This is a genomic window from Nostoc sp. ChiSLP03a (assembly GCF_034531215.2).
GTDB lineage: Bacteria > Cyanobacteriota > Cyanobacteriia > Cyanobacteriales > Nostocaceae > Nostoc.
Window position 1 is genome coordinate 1 of sequence record NZ_JAVRBQ020000104.1, and the last position, 16974, is coordinate 16974.

At 41.1% G+C, this 16974-nt stretch carries 11 protein-coding genes and 1 pseudogene; 4 read left to right on the forward strand and 8 right to left on the reverse strand.

Going from position 1 to position 16974, the window contains the following annotated elements; all coding sequences use genetic code 11:
• A partial coding sequence (locus RMY32_RS17155; RefSeq protein WP_322710094.1) for a CHASE2 domain-containing serine/threonine-protein kinase occupies nt 1–1939 on the forward strand: 1939 nt, incomplete at its 5' end.
• Nucleotides 1940–2219: 280 nt separating this feature from the next.
• On the opposite strand, the gene RMY32_RS17160 is transcribed toward RMY32_RS17155, so the two are convergent.
• The 4 genes from RMY32_RS17160 to RMY32_RS17175 all read right to left on the reverse strand — a co-directional run bounded on the left by RMY32_RS17160 (nt 2220) and on the right by RMY32_RS17175 (nt 7862).
• On the reverse strand, nt 2220–2966 hold the full coding sequence (locus RMY32_RS17160) for a hypothetical protein (protein WP_322710096.1): 747 nt from the start codon (nt 2964–2966) through the stop codon (nt 2220–2222).
• A gap of 600 nt (nt 2967–3566) precedes the next feature.
• The gene (locus RMY32_RS17165) at nt 3567–4550 is read right to left on the reverse strand and encodes an RNA polymerase sigma factor, RpoD/SigA family (protein ID WP_322710097.1); all 984 of its coding nucleotides are present in this window, start codon (nt 4548–4550) and stop codon (nt 3567–3569) included.
• A gap of 680 nt (nt 4551–5230) precedes the next feature.
• Entirely contained in the window at nt 5231–6961 is a 1731-nt protein-coding gene (locus tag RMY32_RS17170; protein WP_322710195.1) for an ATP-binding protein, read from the reverse strand.
• Nucleotides 6962–7067: 106 nt separating this feature from the next.
• Nucleotides 7068–7862: a glutathione S-transferase family protein gene (locus tag RMY32_RS17175; RefSeq protein ID WP_322710098.1), complete on the reverse strand. Its 795-nt coding sequence runs from the start codon at nt 7860–7862 to the stop codon at nt 7068–7070.
• Between the two features lie 973 nt (nt 7863–8835).
• On the opposite strand from RMY32_RS17175, the gene RMY32_RS17180 reads away from it, so the two are divergent.
• Nucleotides 8836–9675 (forward strand): fasciclin domain-containing protein, encoded by an 840-nt coding sequence (locus RMY32_RS17180; protein WP_322710099.1) that lies wholly within the window; start codon nt 8836–8838, stop codon nt 9673–9675.
• Between the two features lie 76 nt (nt 9676–9751).
• Here the strand turns inward: RMY32_RS17180 and RMY32_RS17185 are convergent, their stop codons facing one another.
• Both RMY32_RS17185 and hemL read right to left on the reverse strand, forming a co-directional pair.
• Nucleotides 9752–10672, reverse strand: coding sequence for a polysaccharide deacetylase family protein (locus tag RMY32_RS17185; RefSeq protein ID WP_322710101.1), 921 nt, complete (start codon nt 10670–10672; stop codon nt 9752–9754).
• A gap of 722 nt (nt 10673–11394) precedes the next feature.
• Complete coding sequence (gene hemL, locus RMY32_RS17190) at nt 11395–12693, reverse strand: glutamate-1-semialdehyde 2,1-aminomutase (RefSeq protein WP_322710102.1); 1299 nt, start codon at nt 12691–12693, stop codon at nt 11395–11397.
• Between the two features lie 230 nt (nt 12694–12923).
• Between hemL and hisIE the strand changes: the two genes are divergently transcribed.
• Nucleotides 12924–13574, forward strand: a complete 651-nt coding sequence (gene hisIE, locus RMY32_RS17195) for a bifunctional phosphoribosyl-AMP cyclohydrolase/phosphoribosyl-ATP diphosphatase HisIE (protein ID WP_322710104.1) — start codon at nt 12924–12926, stop codon at nt 13572–13574.
• Nucleotides 13575–13611: 37 nt separating this feature from the next.
• Here the strand turns inward: hisIE and RMY32_RS17200 are convergent, their stop codons facing one another.
• Complete coding sequence (locus tag RMY32_RS17200) at nt 13612–14871, reverse strand: MFS transporter (RefSeq protein WP_409883275.1); 1260 nt, start codon at nt 14869–14871, stop codon at nt 13612–13614.
• A gap of 486 nt (nt 14872–15357) precedes the next feature.
• Here RMY32_RS17200 and RMY32_RS17205 point away from each other — a divergent pair.
• Nucleotides 15358–15549: pseudogene (locus tag RMY32_RS17205) on the forward strand (DUF2811 domain-containing protein); the annotation flags it as partial.
• Between the two features lie 651 nt (nt 15550–16200).
• On the opposite strand, the gene RMY32_RS17210 reads toward RMY32_RS17205, so the two are convergent.
• Entirely contained in the window at nt 16201–16920 is a 720-nt protein-coding gene (locus tag RMY32_RS17210; protein WP_194040360.1) for a response regulator transcription factor, read from the reverse strand.
• Nucleotides 16921–16974: the final 54 nt, after the last annotated feature.

Sequence of the window (16974 nt, forward strand, 5' to 3'; positions counted from 1 at the left end):
ACGCGAGAAATGGCCTCTATCAGATCGGACAATCAATCAGCTATTAAAGAAAATAGAGTCTTATCAACCGCGAATTGTTGGTTTATATCTTTTCCGACCAGAAGACAATAATTTGGCGGCTAATTTCCAAAATCAAGATAATATTGTCACTACCTGTTTGTTCAGCAGTTTGGGTAGAGATGAAATTCCCCCACCTCCGAATGTCTCTACAGATAATGTTGGGTTTAGCGATGTGGTCGCTGACAATGAAAACGACCAAAGTCTCCGCCGCACTTTATTATTTGCCAACTCTACAGACAAGAAATGTACAACATCATTTGCATTTGGTGCATTAATTGCAATTAATTATCTCGAAAAACAAGGTATTGGATACGATTTCACTCAAAAAGGAGATTTTATCTTAGGTAAAACCTTGTTTATGCGTTTACAACCTAATTCTGGTGGCTACCAACATTTAGATGCACAAGGCTATCAAATATTATTAAATTACCGTCACCCCAATAGCCTCGCCGACCAAGTAAGCCTCACAGATGTTCTTAGCGATCAAGTCAACCCCAGTTTATTCAAAGACCGTCTGGTAATTATTGGCACTACAGCAGCTAATATCCCTCCAAGTGGCTTTTATACGCCCTACAGCGCTTTACCAGATCAACCAGCTAGAATGCCTGCTCTGTTTATTCATGCACAGATAGCAAGTCAACTCATCAGTACAGTTTTGGATGGGCGACCCTTGATTTGGTATTGGCCCGACTGGGTAGAACTTATTTGGGTGTGGGGCTGGTCGCTATTAGGTGGTGTTTTAGTATTGCGGTGGCAAAATCCGCTGCTTTTGCTAGTGGTGTTAGGGATAACTCTATTTGGCTTAGTAGTAATCTGCGTTGCTTTGTTTTTACAAGCTGGATGGGTGCCATTAATCCCTCCTGCTCTTGCTTTGGCAATCAGTAGTATCTGTGCGATCGCTTATACTAGCTACCAAAATCAACAGCAAACTCAGGTGATTGTTCTGCAAGTTGAAAAACAACAAGAAGCGATCGCCCAATTAAATGTACTCTTAGAAGATAAAACAGCAATTCCCGATTCGTCTGTTGACTTTCCTCCCCCAGTTGATTCACCAGAAATAAAATCAGGTGATTTGCTTTTAGGTGGACGCTACAAAATCTCTCAAACTCTCGGTGCAGGTGGATTTGGTCGGACTTATTTAGCACAGGATACTCAACGACCCGGTAATCCTACTTGTGTAGTTAAAAAGTTAATGCCAGCCCGTCAAGATACACGATTTTTGCAAGTGGCTCGCAGGTTGTTTCATAGTGAAGCTGAAATTTTAGAAATTTTGGGTAAACATCATCAGATTCCCGAACTACTTGCTTATTTTGAAGATAATCAAGAATTTTATTTAATTCAACAATATATTGAAGGACATACCCTAAGTGAAGAATTACCACCCGTACAAAATCTGCAAAACGAATCATTTGTGATGGAAATGCTCAAACAAGTTTTAGAAGTTCTAGAATTTGTTCATCAACATCGAGTGATTCATCGGGATCTCAAACCGACTAATATTATTAGGTGCGCTCAAAATAATCGGCTGGTATTGATTGACTTTGGTGCTGTGAAATTGATGCAACCGTCGAGTAGCGAGCAAACAGAATTAGCGACAGTAGCCATTGGGACGCGGGGTTATGCACCTCCAGAACAATTTGCCGGTCATCCCCGCTTATGCAGTGACATTTATGCTTTAGGAATGATTGCTATTCAAGCCATAACTGGAACACCACCGCAAGAACTCCACCCAGATCCAGAAACGGGTAATGTGATGTGGCGGCAAACCGTGCAAGTAAGTGAAGAATTAGCAGCAATTTTAGATAAAATGGTTTGCTATCATTTTAGCGATCGCTATCAATCAGCCACCGCAGTTTTACAAGATTTGAAACGGATGTAGCTCTGGCGATTCTAAATCGTGGCTACACATTATTTTCGTCCGCTCATACAAAAAATTAATGGTTTGCAACTCGCATCTGCGGGTTTGATCTGTAATCTCAAGGGTTTCTACTTGTATTAACGTGAGTTCGATGGCTCTAAAAACCCCTCTCCAAACCTCTCCCCCACAGGGAGAGAGGCTTTGAAACCCTAATTTTTTCGTTCGTTGTCAACTAAAAATATTGCTGCCCCTCTCCGCCTCGGAGAGGGGTTGGGGAGAGGTTCATCGAACGCACGTTGTATCAATTATTAATGCTATTCATTTTTGTCCCATATTGACCTTGTTTTTCTATAATCTGAGTCAAAATTTTGCGGCAATGACAATCACTTCCACATTGATTTAATATGTCTTGTGCAGCAATGTTGCTAGAACCTAAAGCCAGAGATATTTTTCCAGTACAAGTAAGCTTAAAATAGTCTCTTAAATTGCCATGAGGAGGCAATTCGTTGATTTGATAATTTGTTAAAGATTCAATAAAGCCTAATACTCGTAAATGTCTCAATCGTTGCTCACAGGATTGTTCTTTTTTATATGGAAACTGTCTTTGATCTTTTTCAGCATTAAATAAGTTTTCCAGAGTTGTTCGCTCTCCATCGTCTAGCAAAGAGTCAAAAAACTTTCTTTGATTTTCATCATCTTCTATTAAAGTTCCTAATAAGGCTAAAGCTTTTGACTCCTTTTGATTAGCCTCTATATTAGCTTTAATTTTACTATGTACTAGGTTTAATTCTACTCCATTGCTACCAAATTGAAATTTTTCTATTCTTTCAATAACTGAAGAGTTTAACAATAATATCATTGTTAAAAGTCCTAATTCTGTTGTCTCGAATCTCCGGTTTTTATCCACTCCTTTAAATGGAATAAACACTAAGTAACCTAAAACCACAATACTTACGATCATCCTAGAGGCTAATGCCCATTTTTTAGCTAAGTTTCTGAGGTCGGGCTGAAAATAACTTTTAATGTTTTCAACTATTTTCTGACTCATACTACATTGTTAGATGAATATAATTAACTTTTCTTTGAGAGAAAGTAATTGCTGATAAGTAGGTTTAAAAAATAAATAGCTAGTTACATCGAAAAATGACATAGCTTCTGACCCTGTTATTATCTCTGGAATATTTGAAGATATTTACCTCAAATTATTGCAGAACTGATAACAGTTGACTTTTCACGGTATCTGGAAAACCTCTCTTCTATTTCTCTCTGCTCAAAAGAGAGAGACTTTGAATTTTTCCCCTTTCCGCGTCGGAAGGGAGTTAGGTTTTTCTAGATGACCTAAACCACAATGAGCAAAAAACTAACACTTATGTCTACATTCTGAATCTATAGTTTTTCGGATACCTTCCCAAATTTCTGATTAACTGCTCAGTTAAAAATATTCGTAGGTTGGAGCGTAAACGTTATTCAACAAATCCTGCAAAATGTTGGGTTTTGTTTCTCAACAAACGCATAGCGCAGGTATCGAACCGATAGCGAATACCTGATTAACTGCGTTTCCTGGTTTTCAGCAAAAAAAATCGCCCCCTGAATTCAGGGGGCGCATTACCAAGGTGGTGTAGAGACGCGAAGTTCTGCGTCTCTTGTTTTAGCTAGCAACGTATTCTTTAACATTGGCACGACGGCGACGCAGATGAGCCAAAGCTTGATGCTCTAACTGACGAACGCGTTCGCGGCTGAGATTCAATCTCTCACCGACTTTCGCCAATGACATTTCATTACCATCTTCTAAACCAAAGCGCAGTGCTACAACTTCTCGCTGTTGCGGTGTTAGTTCTGCTAGCAGATTGTTCAAGTCTTGGCGTAAGAATTCCTGGTTGGTGTAATACTCTGGTGATGGGCCATCATCTTCGAGCATTTCTTGCAACTCAGTATCTTGGTTTTCACCAACTCGCACATCCAAAGACACTGGTTGACGAGCCATATTCAGGTACTCGCGAATCTGAGCAGGCTCTAGTTCTAGTGCTTTGGCAATTTCGGCTGGAGTCGGCGATCGCCCCAAGCTTTGAGCCAACTCGCGCTGCACTTTTTTGATTTTGTTCAGTTTCTCGGTAATGTGGATCGGTAAGCGAATAGTCCGACCTTGTTGAGCGATCGCCCGAGTAATGGCTTGGCGAATCCACCAGTAAGCGTAAGTTGAGAACTTATAACCCCTCATCGGGTCAAATTTCTCCACACCCCGCTCTAACCCTAGTGTTCCTTCCTGGATTAAATCCAGAAACTCCATATTTCGCTTTTGATACTTTTTAGCAATAGCGACAACCAAGCGCAAATTCGCTTCGATCATTTTTTGCTTTGCCCGCTTACCTTGTGCCACTGTTTGCTGCACATCAGTTTCCGATTGTTTAACGTAATCGGCCCACTCTGAAATATCCGGTTCGCGTTGCAATTTTTTTGCCAAAGCTTCCTTGGCATCAAGCAGCGTCATCATTTGTTGCACTTGCTTGCCAAAGACAATTTCTTGTTCGCGGGTTAGCAGTGGTACACGACCAATTTCTCGCAGATAGGTACGCACCATATCAGCCGTGAATTTGGTGTTGAGGTTTTCCGTTTGGGTATTGACAGTAGGCATTGGTGCGATGTCCTCTACTTCGTAAAGATAATGTATGTTTTATTACTAAATGGATGGGGAGAAGTAGTACATCTATCACGAAATATCGGGAGCTATCAAAAGCAATTAGTTAATTGATACAGCCGTTGTTAAGACGGTAAGCCCCCATTGATAGGTTCCCCTACCTTCCCGAAATTTTCAATTTTTTATAAGCACGCTGGTTATTTTTGAGAATTCTTCTCTTGGACAGTTACTAACACCAATCGGTAAATCCGAAGTCGGTATGAGTTCTACTTAACTTATGATACGATAAATCAGGCAAATAGTAAACTCTCTTAAGATAAAACCTATCATTATAATTTAAAAGCAGCCGTTATATAAAAAATTTTTAAATTTCCTCGAAATTGCTGACTACTTCTATAGTGACGCCAAAAACCCCTCTTCTGTTGCCAAAACTAGCGGGATAACCGAACTTAATTTGCTGTGATAATGGAGGGATGTCACGAATTAGTCATTTGTCATTGATCATTGGTCATTTGTCACTTGTACTGAGGGACTTGTGCCGACTTGTGCCGAGCAAAGTCGAGGTAGTGGAGCCGAGGTAAGTCGTTGGCGTAATCTCTGTCTTTGACACGCTGTTAGCGTTCGTAGAGAAGTATTGGTCAATGACAAATGACAAATGACTAAAGACAAATGACAATCTAAAATCCCAGGTCAGCTTTGGCTAGTTCCGCAGCGGCGAATACTTCTGCGTCAGGTTTTTCTTCCCAAGCTGGCTCACCAATTTCGGCATAAAAAGTTGCGTCATAAGGACGGGTACGGACTACTACGGGCATAGGAACGGCGTGACCCAATATTAAAGCTTGTTGTTTCGAGTCTAGCTTTGCCAATACCGATCGCAGTCCGCTACCACCAGATACACCTGTAAAAATCGCCTCAATGTCTTTTTCATCATTCAGCAAAGCGGTAATGCGAGTCCCTATTTGCGACATCACTTCATTATCAATGCCTGATGGACGTTGATCGACTACCAAAAGTGTGACAAAATATTTTCGCAGCTCGCGGGCAATAGTCCCAAAGATAGTACTTTGTACCACTGCGGGGTCAAGGAAACGGTGCGCCTCTTCAATGGTAATCATCAATGGCGTTGGGCGATCGCTAGGATTTTTGCTTTGCAGGAATTTATCTGCTTTCTTGACGTAATGCTCGTGAATACGGCGGGTGATCATATTCGTCACCAACATATAAGAGAGCATATTAGACTGGGAACCAAATTCTATCACAACATTCTTCCCAGATTCCAGGCATTGCACAATTTTACTAATGTAATTCTGGGGGCAAACAGCTCGCATATACTTCAAGCTATCCATCCGCAAGAGTTTGCGCTGCAATGCCATAATCGAGCCTTTGTGTCCGCGCTTCTCCTCGCAGAACATCTCGATTTCTTCGTTAGTCATATTCAACAACTGGACAATCCAAGACTTGCCAAATTCGCTATACAGAATATTGGCGTTATCTAAGGCTGCGTCAGAGAGTCCTAAATCTCGGCTACATAACTTAATATCTTCAACTTCTATTTGCTCGTAACTCAAATAAAGTTCTTGAGCATCACGCACACCCCGACGCTTGGTCGATTCCGGGTCGAGGGTATAAACTTCTACCTTACTAGGAAAAAGTTGCTTTAAGCCTTTAACAGTATTGACATTTTTACCTTCTGCAACGGCTTCCCAGCCATACTCAGAGTGCATATCAAAAATCAAGTTTACTGCCGCATTTTTTCGGATAACGCCAGCTAAAAGTAGCCGCGTTAGAAAAGATTTACCAGTACCAGATTTCCCAAAAACCCCATTACTCCTTTCCACAAAGCGATTCAAATCGATACAAACTGGCACATCCATATCCAAAGGTTTGCCGATGGAAAAGTTGCGCCTTTGGGGGTCATCTTCCCAACCAAATACTCGGCGAAAATCGTCAACACTTGCTTCGTAAACTTGACTAAAGTGGCTAGGAATAGTTTTTACCGGCAACAATTCTATCGTCGTGCTGGTTTGTGGCACAAATGAAGCTAAACCCGTCACCGATGGGAGGAAAGGATTGGCCGATTTGCCATTTGTTGGGGAGAAAGATTCTTCAGTTTCGGGAGTGAACATCAACATCGGCGCGAGGTTGATAGTACCGTAAGTACCACTTCCAGCTAAAACATCTCGTAAAAAAGTGTCTTCCCAATTGGGGGGATTAGCAATAATTCGGGCATTAGCAGCTCCTAATGCTACATCTGTCAGCATACAAAAAAAACGCGATCGCATCCCTTGCACAACAAGAAATTTACCCACCCGCATATCTTCTACAGAAATGTCAGGATGCAATCGGACTTCTAAACCTTCAGTTAGAGAACCTTGAATGACCGAACCTAATGGCTGTGCCGAATTCATCTGATTAGTCATTTGTCATTTGTCATTTGTCATTGGTCATTGGTCATTGGTCATTGGTCATTTGTTTTTTCTCCATCCCCTATGCCCAATCCCCAGTCCCCATTATCTAATCAATCTGAATCGAGGTTGGCGCACTTCCTGTTGATGGAGTGGTACTAATTAACGGTTTGCGGAATTGGGCGTAAAGGCGATCGCGCCAGGTAAAGAATGGTTGATAATCTATATTCTCGGCAAAGATTGGCAATCCTTTACCTCTGATAGAAGCTGGTAAATCCAGATAGGGGCCAGAGGGGAACTTGAGCAATATCGATAAGCCAGCCACGGCTAAGTCAGCTAAAGTCGGCTCATCTCCTGTTAAATAAGGACTATCTGCCAATAATAACGTTAAGGCTTCCAAGTCTTGTTTTAAAGATGTGATCGCTGACTGTATCGTATCTGGGCTGTAACCTACGCCAAAACCCAACACTGTCAGTAAGTCACTAGGTACTCCTTGAACTAGACTTTTAAATATATCTGGTGTTGAGGTGGGTAATAAAGACTTACGGAAATTTTGATCTTGACTTACGGCTGCAAATAGTGCTTTGCGACCTTTGATGCCTATGGACTCATCAGCCCATTCTTCTATTAAAAAAGTTAAACCCCGTTGTTTAGAATTTTGCGGTATTATCGGGCGATCGGGATACTCTAAGTCTAAATACTTAGCTATTTCCGTAGAATCCGCAATATATTTATGACGAGCCTTTAATACAGGCACTTGTCTTTGACCAGTCAGCCGGAACAGTTCCACTTGTCCAATCCCAGGCGTAACCTCTATTTTGCGGTAATCTAGTCCTTTAAAATCTAGAATTAGGCGCACTTTCTCTGAGTATTGAGAGAGTTCCCATTGGTATAATTCCAGCATGTGTTCTATCTCTTGTAACTGGTCAACTTATTAACTTTACAATTGTATCTTTAGTTTAAGTAATTTTTATTGGTATTAGTTAGTTAACTGTCTATTTAATTGACATTAAGATTTAACCGATGCCTGATTTTTGGCAAAATAAAATTATCGATTTAAAAAAATATTGTTTTCTGATTGATTAAAATATCAAATTAACTAAGTAATTTAATTCAGCATATATGGGACTCGTATTTGATTGCGTGAAAAAAACTCAGTAAACTTTTATTCCTTCTTCCCTGTTCCCTATCCCCTCCCTACGCAAATAATTTCTCCAAATCAAAGCGGATTCCTATATATAAATAGACATAACCTCTCATTTCGTGGCCCTTCAACATTTAATTCAATTTTTGTCAGCGTTAGCCTACGTTAAAATATTTCGGTAATTAATTTCTGTGCTTTTGCTGAATAATCAATGGTTCATTCGGAAATATAGCCTTCTTCTCTATGTAATTCAGGATTTATAAATCAACTATTAATTTACGTACAGGTATGTATAGGACTCATCTTTGATTTCTGAAAAAACTCAGTACACCTTTATTCCTATCTTCCCAGTCCCCAGTCCCTAGTCCCCGATCTTTATGAGTAATTAGGAATCAAATAGGATTGCTATATATAAATTGTCTTTTAAGTATAATCTTTCTCGAAGCTCATCGTAACTCATAACTTCTAAAGGTGAGATTTTCACACTTTCTGAGAATTTACTTTACACCGAGTGGGATTTTTAAATTTTGGTGTGATGGAAAAAATTTGCTCAATTTACATGAAATATATGGTAGATATATTTCATCCCTATTAGCGTAAATCGAGGTTAAATATTTTACCTTACTAGCACAAACTATCTAGAGAAAAACCTTACTTCCCTCTTGAGTTAGATTTTGTGCATAGCAAAATGTTATAAATCTTTATGTAATGTGTGGACAAAAAAACAAAATTTATGAAGACAAATTACAGCAAATTTCTGACCACGTTGGCAGGCATAGCAGGATTTACTAGTTTCAGCGTCCTCATTACTTTACCATCTGATGCGAAAGAGGTACTAAATCCTAACCCCAGTATTTTCAACGAAGCTCCTTATAACCAAGGTCAACGTCTTCAAGCAAACACTCAATACGCACCTACTGAAGCCGTTTCCCAAATCGAAAAGGGCAATACCAAACGCAAACCAGTAGCACAGAGTGGTGCAAGGGTAAATCCCAGACCAAGTATTTTCAACGAGCCTCCCTATAATCGTGGAGGTGGTAGTGTTACACCTGTTACACCTGTTACACCTAGTGAACCTACACCCGTCACCCCAGGTACTCCACCCACTCAGACACCGACCACAACTCCACCAAAACCAGGGGCAAGTAGCAATCAAGGCAAAAATTTGTTAGCCTTGGCAGAGTCAAACGCTTCCTTTACCACGTTGACTAAGGCTTTAAAAGCAGCAGGATTAACCACAGCTTTGCAAGGCAAAGATAACTTAACTATTTTTGCACCCACAGATGCAGCTTTTGCTAAGTTACCAGCAGATGCTTTGCAAGAATTGTTAAAGCCAGATAACAAAGAAGTATTGCTCAAGATTTTAACTTACCATGTGGTGCCTGGTAAGGTATTGTCTACTGATTTAAAGTCTGGCGAAGTTAAAAGCCTCGAAGGTGGCGCAATCAACGTTAAAGTCGATCCTGCTACCGGTGTAACTGTCAATGATGCTAAAGTAACACAGGCAGATATCACAGGTAGTAACGGCGTAATCCACGCGATCGATCAGGTGATTTTACCTCCTGACTTGTAGTTGTAAGGTATCAGCACAACTGGTAACATAACCAGATTGGCATAAAGTATTAATACGTTAAAATTCCGTTCAGATGTTAGTTTTGGACGGTTTTTTTGTTTGCTGTCAGCTTTTGATCTCGATCTTGCATTTCTAAAAGTTCAGGAATAGTAACAAACCTATAGCCCTGTTTCCGAAAGTTGGCAATAATTTCTGGTAAAGCTTGCACAGTTTTAGAACGATTACCACCACCATCATGCATTAGCACAATTCCACCTGGCTTGGCCCTCCTAAACACATTATTAATTAATTTTGGTACAGCAGGACGTGAGTAGTCTACAGAGTCAGATGACCAGCGAATGATGGCATATTTGCTATTTCTAGCGTAACTAGCCACCCCATTGTGCATGATTCCCCCTGGTGGTCGAAATAAATTTGTTTTAATACCTGTCACTTGATAAATCAAGTCTGCTGTGTGGTCAATTTCATAGGCAGCTGCTTGTGGATTTAAGAATTGATACCAATGATGCCAAGTGTGATTACCAATTACGTGACCTTCAGCAATTTCCCGCTTTACTAAGCCTGGATAATTCTTCACGTTTTGCCCAATGAGAAAAAATGTGCCTTTTATCTGATTTTTTTTGAGAATATCTAGTACTTCCCCGGTACTTTCAGGCCATGGCCCATCATCAAAGGTGAGCGCAATTACTTTCTGGTCGGGAGTCAATCTTGCCGCATCAACTATTGCCCCTTGAAAACGTAGTGGCACAGTATATGAAAAACCTTTTGTTTGTACTTGTTGCTGCCAACTTCTAAGCATCGTCGCTTTGAGTTCTTCAATCTGCTGCTGAATTCCAACTTTGCTTGGTTGATTGTTTACATTTATATTCTCTGTACTTTGAGCATTAGAAGAGCTTGACTTAATAAGCATCATCGTGCTGACACTCATACTCCCACTCAATACAAGCAACGTAACTAATATTTTTTGCAGACCAAAAAATGACTTATTGTCGTCCACTTCATAGCTCCTTCAAGGTCGAACCATCTTTTTTTCACAATACTTATGGCAGCTTTTTCTACTCTGTAAGCCTTGCTATACAAGCTACAGTTATGACTGGTCTATTTTTTAAAGTTAGGTTTAACCCTGACTTTGAAAAAATACCTTACCCGATGAATAATTTAATATCTATAAGCAAAACCCTCACCATAAAGGTGAGAACCTGCTTACGCATTAATTTTTGTAATCTATGGGGTATGAGGGAATTTCGAGAACTGTAAAAGGCAAGTAAAATAATTTGTAATTAAGTTAAGTTTTGCAACGGAGATTCAGACAAGAGCCATAAAACTTGACACTTCTTAGTTGCTAGGGACTTAACCCCTATAATTTATTAATCTTGCCTCATTAACTATGAATCTTAATGTAGGCTAAATATTGCATATTCTATTGACGAAGCTATTGCGAAATGATGACGAAGATGTGACCTTTCTTGAGTAATGACGGTAGAGAGCAAATCTGTTAAAAAATTTCTTCGATCCCCAGCAGCGTCAGAAGATTGAACACTATTAACTGCTGAAAATTCTGCAAATAATGCTTTAAAGTGAGTCCACAACTTCCGCACACTTGTTTCTGTCTCAAAAAAGGGACTTCCGATAAATCATCCATTTTGTGGGGCAAGATGCCCACCCCACAAGAGTTAACAGGATACTTTTATTTGGAAATCCCTTATCCTCCTTAACAGGTTACAAACTAGACATTACATCCCGTGCAACTGCTAAAGTCTGCTCGATGTCTTCTTCTGTGTGGGCAAAAGATGTAAACCCAGCTTCAAATTGAGAGGGTGCTAAGTAAACACCACGCTCTAACATCCCGCGATGGAAGCGTCCGAATTTGGCTGTATCAGACTTTTTCGCATCTTCGTAGTTATGAACTGGGCCAGCGGTAAAGAATAAGCCGAACATGGCGCTGATTTGGCCGCCGCAAGCTGCATGACCAGTTTCTTTGGCAATTTGCAGCAAACCATCTGCTAGTTTTTTAGTAATTCGCTCAAGAGACTCGTAAGTACCTGGCTTTTGTAGCAATTCTAAAGTCTTAATTCCAGCAGTCATCGCCAAGGGATTACCAGAAAGAGTCCCAGCTTGATATACGGGGCCGGCAGGCGCAACCATTGACATAATATCTCGGCGACCACCATAAGCCCCTACTGGCAAACCACCACCAATCACCTTACCCAAGGTTGTTAAATCGGGAGTGACGCCAAATTTTTCTTGAGCGCCACCGTAAGCAATGCGGAAACCTGTCATCACTTCGTCAAATACCAACAACGCTCCATATTCGTGAGTTAGTTCCCGTAATCCTTCTAAAAAGCCAGCATCAGGTGCGATAAATCCAGCATTGCCGACGACTGGCTCAAGAATGACACCAGCAACCTCGTCGCGGTTTTCTTCAAATAAAGCTTTGACTGCTTCTAGGTCATTGAAAGGTGCAGTTAGAGTAGTGCTAGTTGCTGCTTTAGGTACTCCCGGTGAGTCTGGCAAGCCAAGTGTGGCAACACCAGAACCCGCCTTCACTAGAAACGTATCGGCGTGTCCGTGGTAGCAGCCTTCAAACTTGATGATTTTGTCTCGGTTGGTGAAAGCGCGCATCAACCGCAAAACTCCCATACAGGCTTCAGTTCCAGAGTTGACAAATCTGACCATTTCGATGCTAGGAACGGCATCAATGACCATTTCTGCCAAAACATTTTCTAGGACTGAGGGAGCGCCGAAACTGGTGCCTTTTTCTAAAGCTTCATGCAATGCTGCAATGACTTCTGGATGAGCATGACCACAAATAGCTGGGCCCCAAGTGCCTACATAGTCTATGTATTTATTGCCATCTACATCCCAAATATACGCGCCTTTGACACGATCGAAAACGATGGGTTGTCCGCCCACAGATTTAAAAGCACGAACTGGAGAACTGACTCCTCCGGGCATAAGATTTTGAGCGGCGGCGAAGACTTCTTGTGATTTTGTTGTTTTAATTGTGGTATTTACCAAAGTTCTCTCCTAACAGTGGGCAATAAAACGCTCTATCTTAGGATAAAGTCAAACACTGCTTAGAATTTCTATCCTATAAAATTAGCGGAACCAAAAAAATAACATTATGTTATGCAAGTCGAGTGAAGACTTGACTTGAGATATTTAATTCAAAAAAAACATATCGGCTGTCCTATTTTGAATGGTATCGTGAATCCATAAATTATTCTCATGAGAGCAAACTAGCTGGTATGTCTTCTTACGATTCGCGATCGCTGCATTACACTATCCCGGTTGAGAAAATTCGCTACGATGAACGGGGTCTAGTGCCTGCAATTGTCCAAGACTATCTAGATGGTACTGTCCTGATGATGGCGTGGATGAATCAGGAGTCGTTACGAAAGACTTTAGAAACTGAAGAAACTTGGTTTTGGAGCCGTTCCCGGCAAGAATTGTGGCACAAGGGGGCGACTTCTGGACATATCCAAAAAGTGCAGAGTATCCGTTATGACTGTGATAGTGATGCCCTGCTTATCGGGGTAGAGCAATTAGGAGATGTTGCCTGCCATACTGGAGAGCGCAGTTGTTTTCACCAAATAGAAGGAAAAATTGCCTCCCCTCCAGGTGATACATTGTCACAATTGTTTCAAATAATATGCGATCGCCGCGATAATCCTACTGAAAGTTCTTACACTTGTAAACTATTTGCAGGTGGCGATAACAAAATTTTGAAAAAAATCGGTGAGGAAACTGCTGAGGTGGTAATGGCTTTTAAGGATGATGAAGAAGATGCGATCGCAGGTGAAGTGGCTGATTTGCTATATCATACTTTGGTTGCCTTAGCTCACCATAAAGTTGATTTGAAATCGGTGTATCGTAAGCTGCAAGAACGTCGTCAATAGAATAAAAAAACAGGTCATCTTACCGTGGGGAGTTATGTTACTCAGCCAAAATTCGATTGAGATACTGTAAAATTGCCGCAGCGATCGCTACACTCAAAATGAAGCCTAGCCAGTAACTATTAGTAATAATTTGTGGTTGGTCTAATGCCCATCCGCCCAAGGGATGACCAATAAAAGAACCAACAGCCCAGCACAAAGCGTTGATAGAAAAATACACGCCGCGTTGATTTTCCGGGGCTAACTCAGTCACTAAAGAAGCAGCAGATGGGGTATAGGAAACAATCGCCACAGCAAATACTCCCAATGCCAATGTTACCCAAAGCAGATGATGAGATGAGACTGTACCGCTTACCCAAATCAGTCCAAAACCAATTGCCCAGAAAATGCCAGAAACAGTGAGTGCGAGTGTATGAGAACAGCGTTTTAAGATGGTGGTGACAGGTAACTGACAAATAATAGCGAACAACAGATGCCAAGCAAATAATCCGCTAATCGTAGTTTGAGCAAATCCTTCGGTAGTACTTTCGACAAAAACAAAATTTTTGAAGTAAAGCGGTAGGGTGCTGTGGATTTGAGAAATATAGATTGTAAAAAATATATTAACTGCGATGTAGACTAGGAAACGCCCATCTCTTAATACTGCCATCCAAGCAGCAAAAAGTTCTGTCTTTTCAGGTTCCTCTATCTGCTGTTGTTCGGTTTCATTAATCCCTACATAGACAACTCCAAAAAATGCCATAAAAGAGATGGCATCAATCACAAATAGCCAGCGATAACTCCCAATTATCGCGATCAAAAACCCAGCCAGCACAATTCCAATTACTAACCCCAGATTATCAGCTAGTCGAGCGATCGCAAAAGTTTCCCGCCGATTGTCAATTTGGCTAGCGTCAGCAACCACAGCTTCAGCCGCCGGCCAATAGAAACCTATCCCTAAACCGCTAATCAAGCTACCGATTACCAAAGAAGTGAAAGTATTGGTTGCAGCTAAAACTAGAGAAGCAATTGCTGAAATCGCCGTCGCTAGCAACAAAGTGCGGCGGCGTCCCCAATATTCAGAATCAGCCAAAGAACCACCCGCAATCCGCCCTACGATGCCGGAAATCGAGGCGCTACCCAAGGCTACCCCAACACTGGTTGCAGATAAACCAAGTTGATTGACAAAAAAGATGGGGGCGTAAAACAGGGTAAAGCCGGTACCAACTTCCGAGAGAAATCTCCCAATTGCGAAAATCCAGACCTGGGGATGTATCGAAGGCAACCACGATGATAACTGAGATTGAGAAGCTAATTTCATGAGTTTAAATGTCATAATTTGATGACATTTTTGTAATTCTTATCATTGGTTACTATTTTCCTCACTGATTCCACAGGGTTTCCACAGGGATTTTAGCAGTTTTCCACAGGTGCTATACGAGCTAATAGGCTTCTTGCTGTCTTACTGGGGATTGTTGATTACAAGTAGCAAAGAAGTTTAAGGACTGAGTTTTTATGAAGTAAAGTAACAAAAAATTGCCTTAAATGCCTATTCTGTCGTTCGCATTTATTTTTTATACCATCGTTTTTAACATTTCGCAGCATTGACAAACCCACCCCCTCTTGGCGCACAATGATGCGGCTTGCTTTTATAATTCCGTTCAACCGCTGGCATCAAAGATGTAAAATATATTACTACTAGATGCAAGTGGAAATTGTCGGGATAGCGAAAGAGCGTGTAAAGCCTTAAACCGCTTTACCGCAAGCAACTTGTCCCTCTTGATTATCCTCATAGGAGGAAAATCTCATGAAATCAACGGTTAGCATCTTTACAGAAATTCCTGAAACACTCCACGAATCCTTAAAAAACTACTTAGAAACCCATCCCGATTGGGATGAAAACAGAGTACTGACGGCGGCACTATCATTGTTTTTACTCCAAAATGGAGATAGCGATCGCCGTGCTGCTCGAGTCTATCTGGAAACTTTGTTCCATCACTCCACAGTAGAAATGCCCTGTACCGACTCACCAGCAACAGCTAATTTACTAGACACCCCATAGCTACTGGTATAAAGGGCGTTATTCCCCTATTTATTAATGGGGTACGGCATACCGTACCTCATTAACGGGATTTTCAGCTGATAGCGATCGGCAATATTACAATAAAAAAGATCGGTAGATTCCGATCCATAAAAAAGTTCTAATAGTTTCTTTTATTGCCAAAAGTAGTTGGTAATAGAGCGGAATTTACCTTTGTTCTCAGTCTCCAACTGGAAATATCTATTTTGAGGCTGCCGCTTCCCTGACTGACAGCAGCATTTCCAGACAGAGGCTAGAAACGGGCTTTTAAAAGGACTTTAGCTTCATTTGACTACCAATGGACAGCTATGTACCCGATAAACTCCAATCTCAGCACCGTTATACCTACCAAAACGGTTACATACCAAGAAATATTTTCCAGTAGACTCTCTCCCCTGTCTACTATCTGAAATAGATAGATAAATATCTCAAATAACTGTTTGGCGTGTATTTGAGGAATATCTACTTATTTTGATTGTCTAAATTTGTCTTTTACTAAAACTAAGAAAATTCACTAATGCCTTCCCCAAGAGTTAACAGTCAAGAGTTAAAAAACTCTAGACTATAAACTCAGGACTTGCCTTCCAACTGCTGGGGGTGAGCAGCAGATTCAAACTTATAGCCTACGCCACGTACAGTTTGAATTAATGCTGGCTGACTAGCATCAATTTCAATCTTCTTGCGAATTTGGCCGATATGAACATCTACAACCCGCTGGTCGCCGACATATTCATAATCCCACACTTCTTGGATTAGTTCTGCCCGCCGCCAAACTCGGCCTGGATGACTAGCTAAAAAATGCAACAAGTCAAATTCCAGAGCAGTTAAAGGTACTGGTTGGTTATTAAGTGCTACCTCCCGTCGCACTGGATCGATCATAAGTTTTTCAAATACCAAGCGTTTCTGCTCGGCTGTAGTTATCACTCGCTGACGCCTCAAAATAGCTCCAACTCTGACTTCTAGCTCTCCTAGTCCAAAAGGCTTGGTGAGATAGTCGTCAGCACCTTTAGCAAAGCCGCGAATTTTATCAGCTTCGTCAGCACGGCTAGTCAACATCAAAACAAAAACACCATTACGACTTTGCATCTCTTGGCAGAGGTTAAACCCTGTGACATCTGGTAGATTCACATCTAGAATCACCAAATCAGGGTTAAATTGCTCAAATAGATTTAAGGCTGTCTTTCCGTCTTCGGCAGCCTCCACCTGATAGTTCTGTTTAATCAAAAAGCGTTGGATTAAATTCCGAACCGCAGGGTCGTCGTCAACTACAAGAATCTTGGCAGGAGCCATGACCATTACTTTGCACAAAAATTCGTAAGATTAACAAGAGAGTTGCGTAAAAAC

What these genes read in the sequence shown, in the direction of transcription:
- RMY32_RS17165 (WP_322710097.1), bottom strand. Translation starts at nt 4,550, where the DNA reads ATGCCTACTGTCAATACCCAAACGGAAAACCTCAACACCAAATTCACG.
- RMY32_RS17180 (WP_322710099.1), top strand. Translation starts at nt 8,836, where the DNA reads ATGAAGACAAATTACAGCAAATTTCTGACCACGTTGGCAGGCATAGCA.
- RMY32_RS17160 (WP_322710096.1), bottom strand. Translation starts at nt 2,966, where the DNA reads ATGAGTCAGAAAATAGTTGAAAACATTAAAAGTTATTTTCAGCCCGAC.
- hisIE (WP_322710104.1), top strand. Translation starts at nt 12,924, where the DNA reads ATGTCTTCTTACGATTCGCGATCGCTGCATTACACTATCCCGGTTGAG.
- RMY32_RS17170 (WP_322710195.1), bottom strand. Translation starts at nt 6,961, where the DNA reads ATGAATTCGGCACAGCCATTAGGTTCGGTCATTCAAGGTTCTCTAACT.
- RMY32_RS17200 (WP_409883275.1), bottom strand. Translation starts at nt 14,871, where the DNA reads ATGAAATTAGCTTCTCAATCTCAGTTATCATCGTGGTTGCCTTCGATA.
- RMY32_RS17175 (WP_322710098.1), bottom strand. Translation starts at nt 7,862, where the DNA reads ATGCTGGAATTATACCAATGGGAACTCTCTCAATACTCAGAGAAAGTG.
- RMY32_RS17210 (WP_194040360.1), bottom strand. Translation starts at nt 16,920, where the DNA reads ATGGCTCCTGCCAAGATTCTTGTAGTTGACGACGACCCTGCGGTTCGG.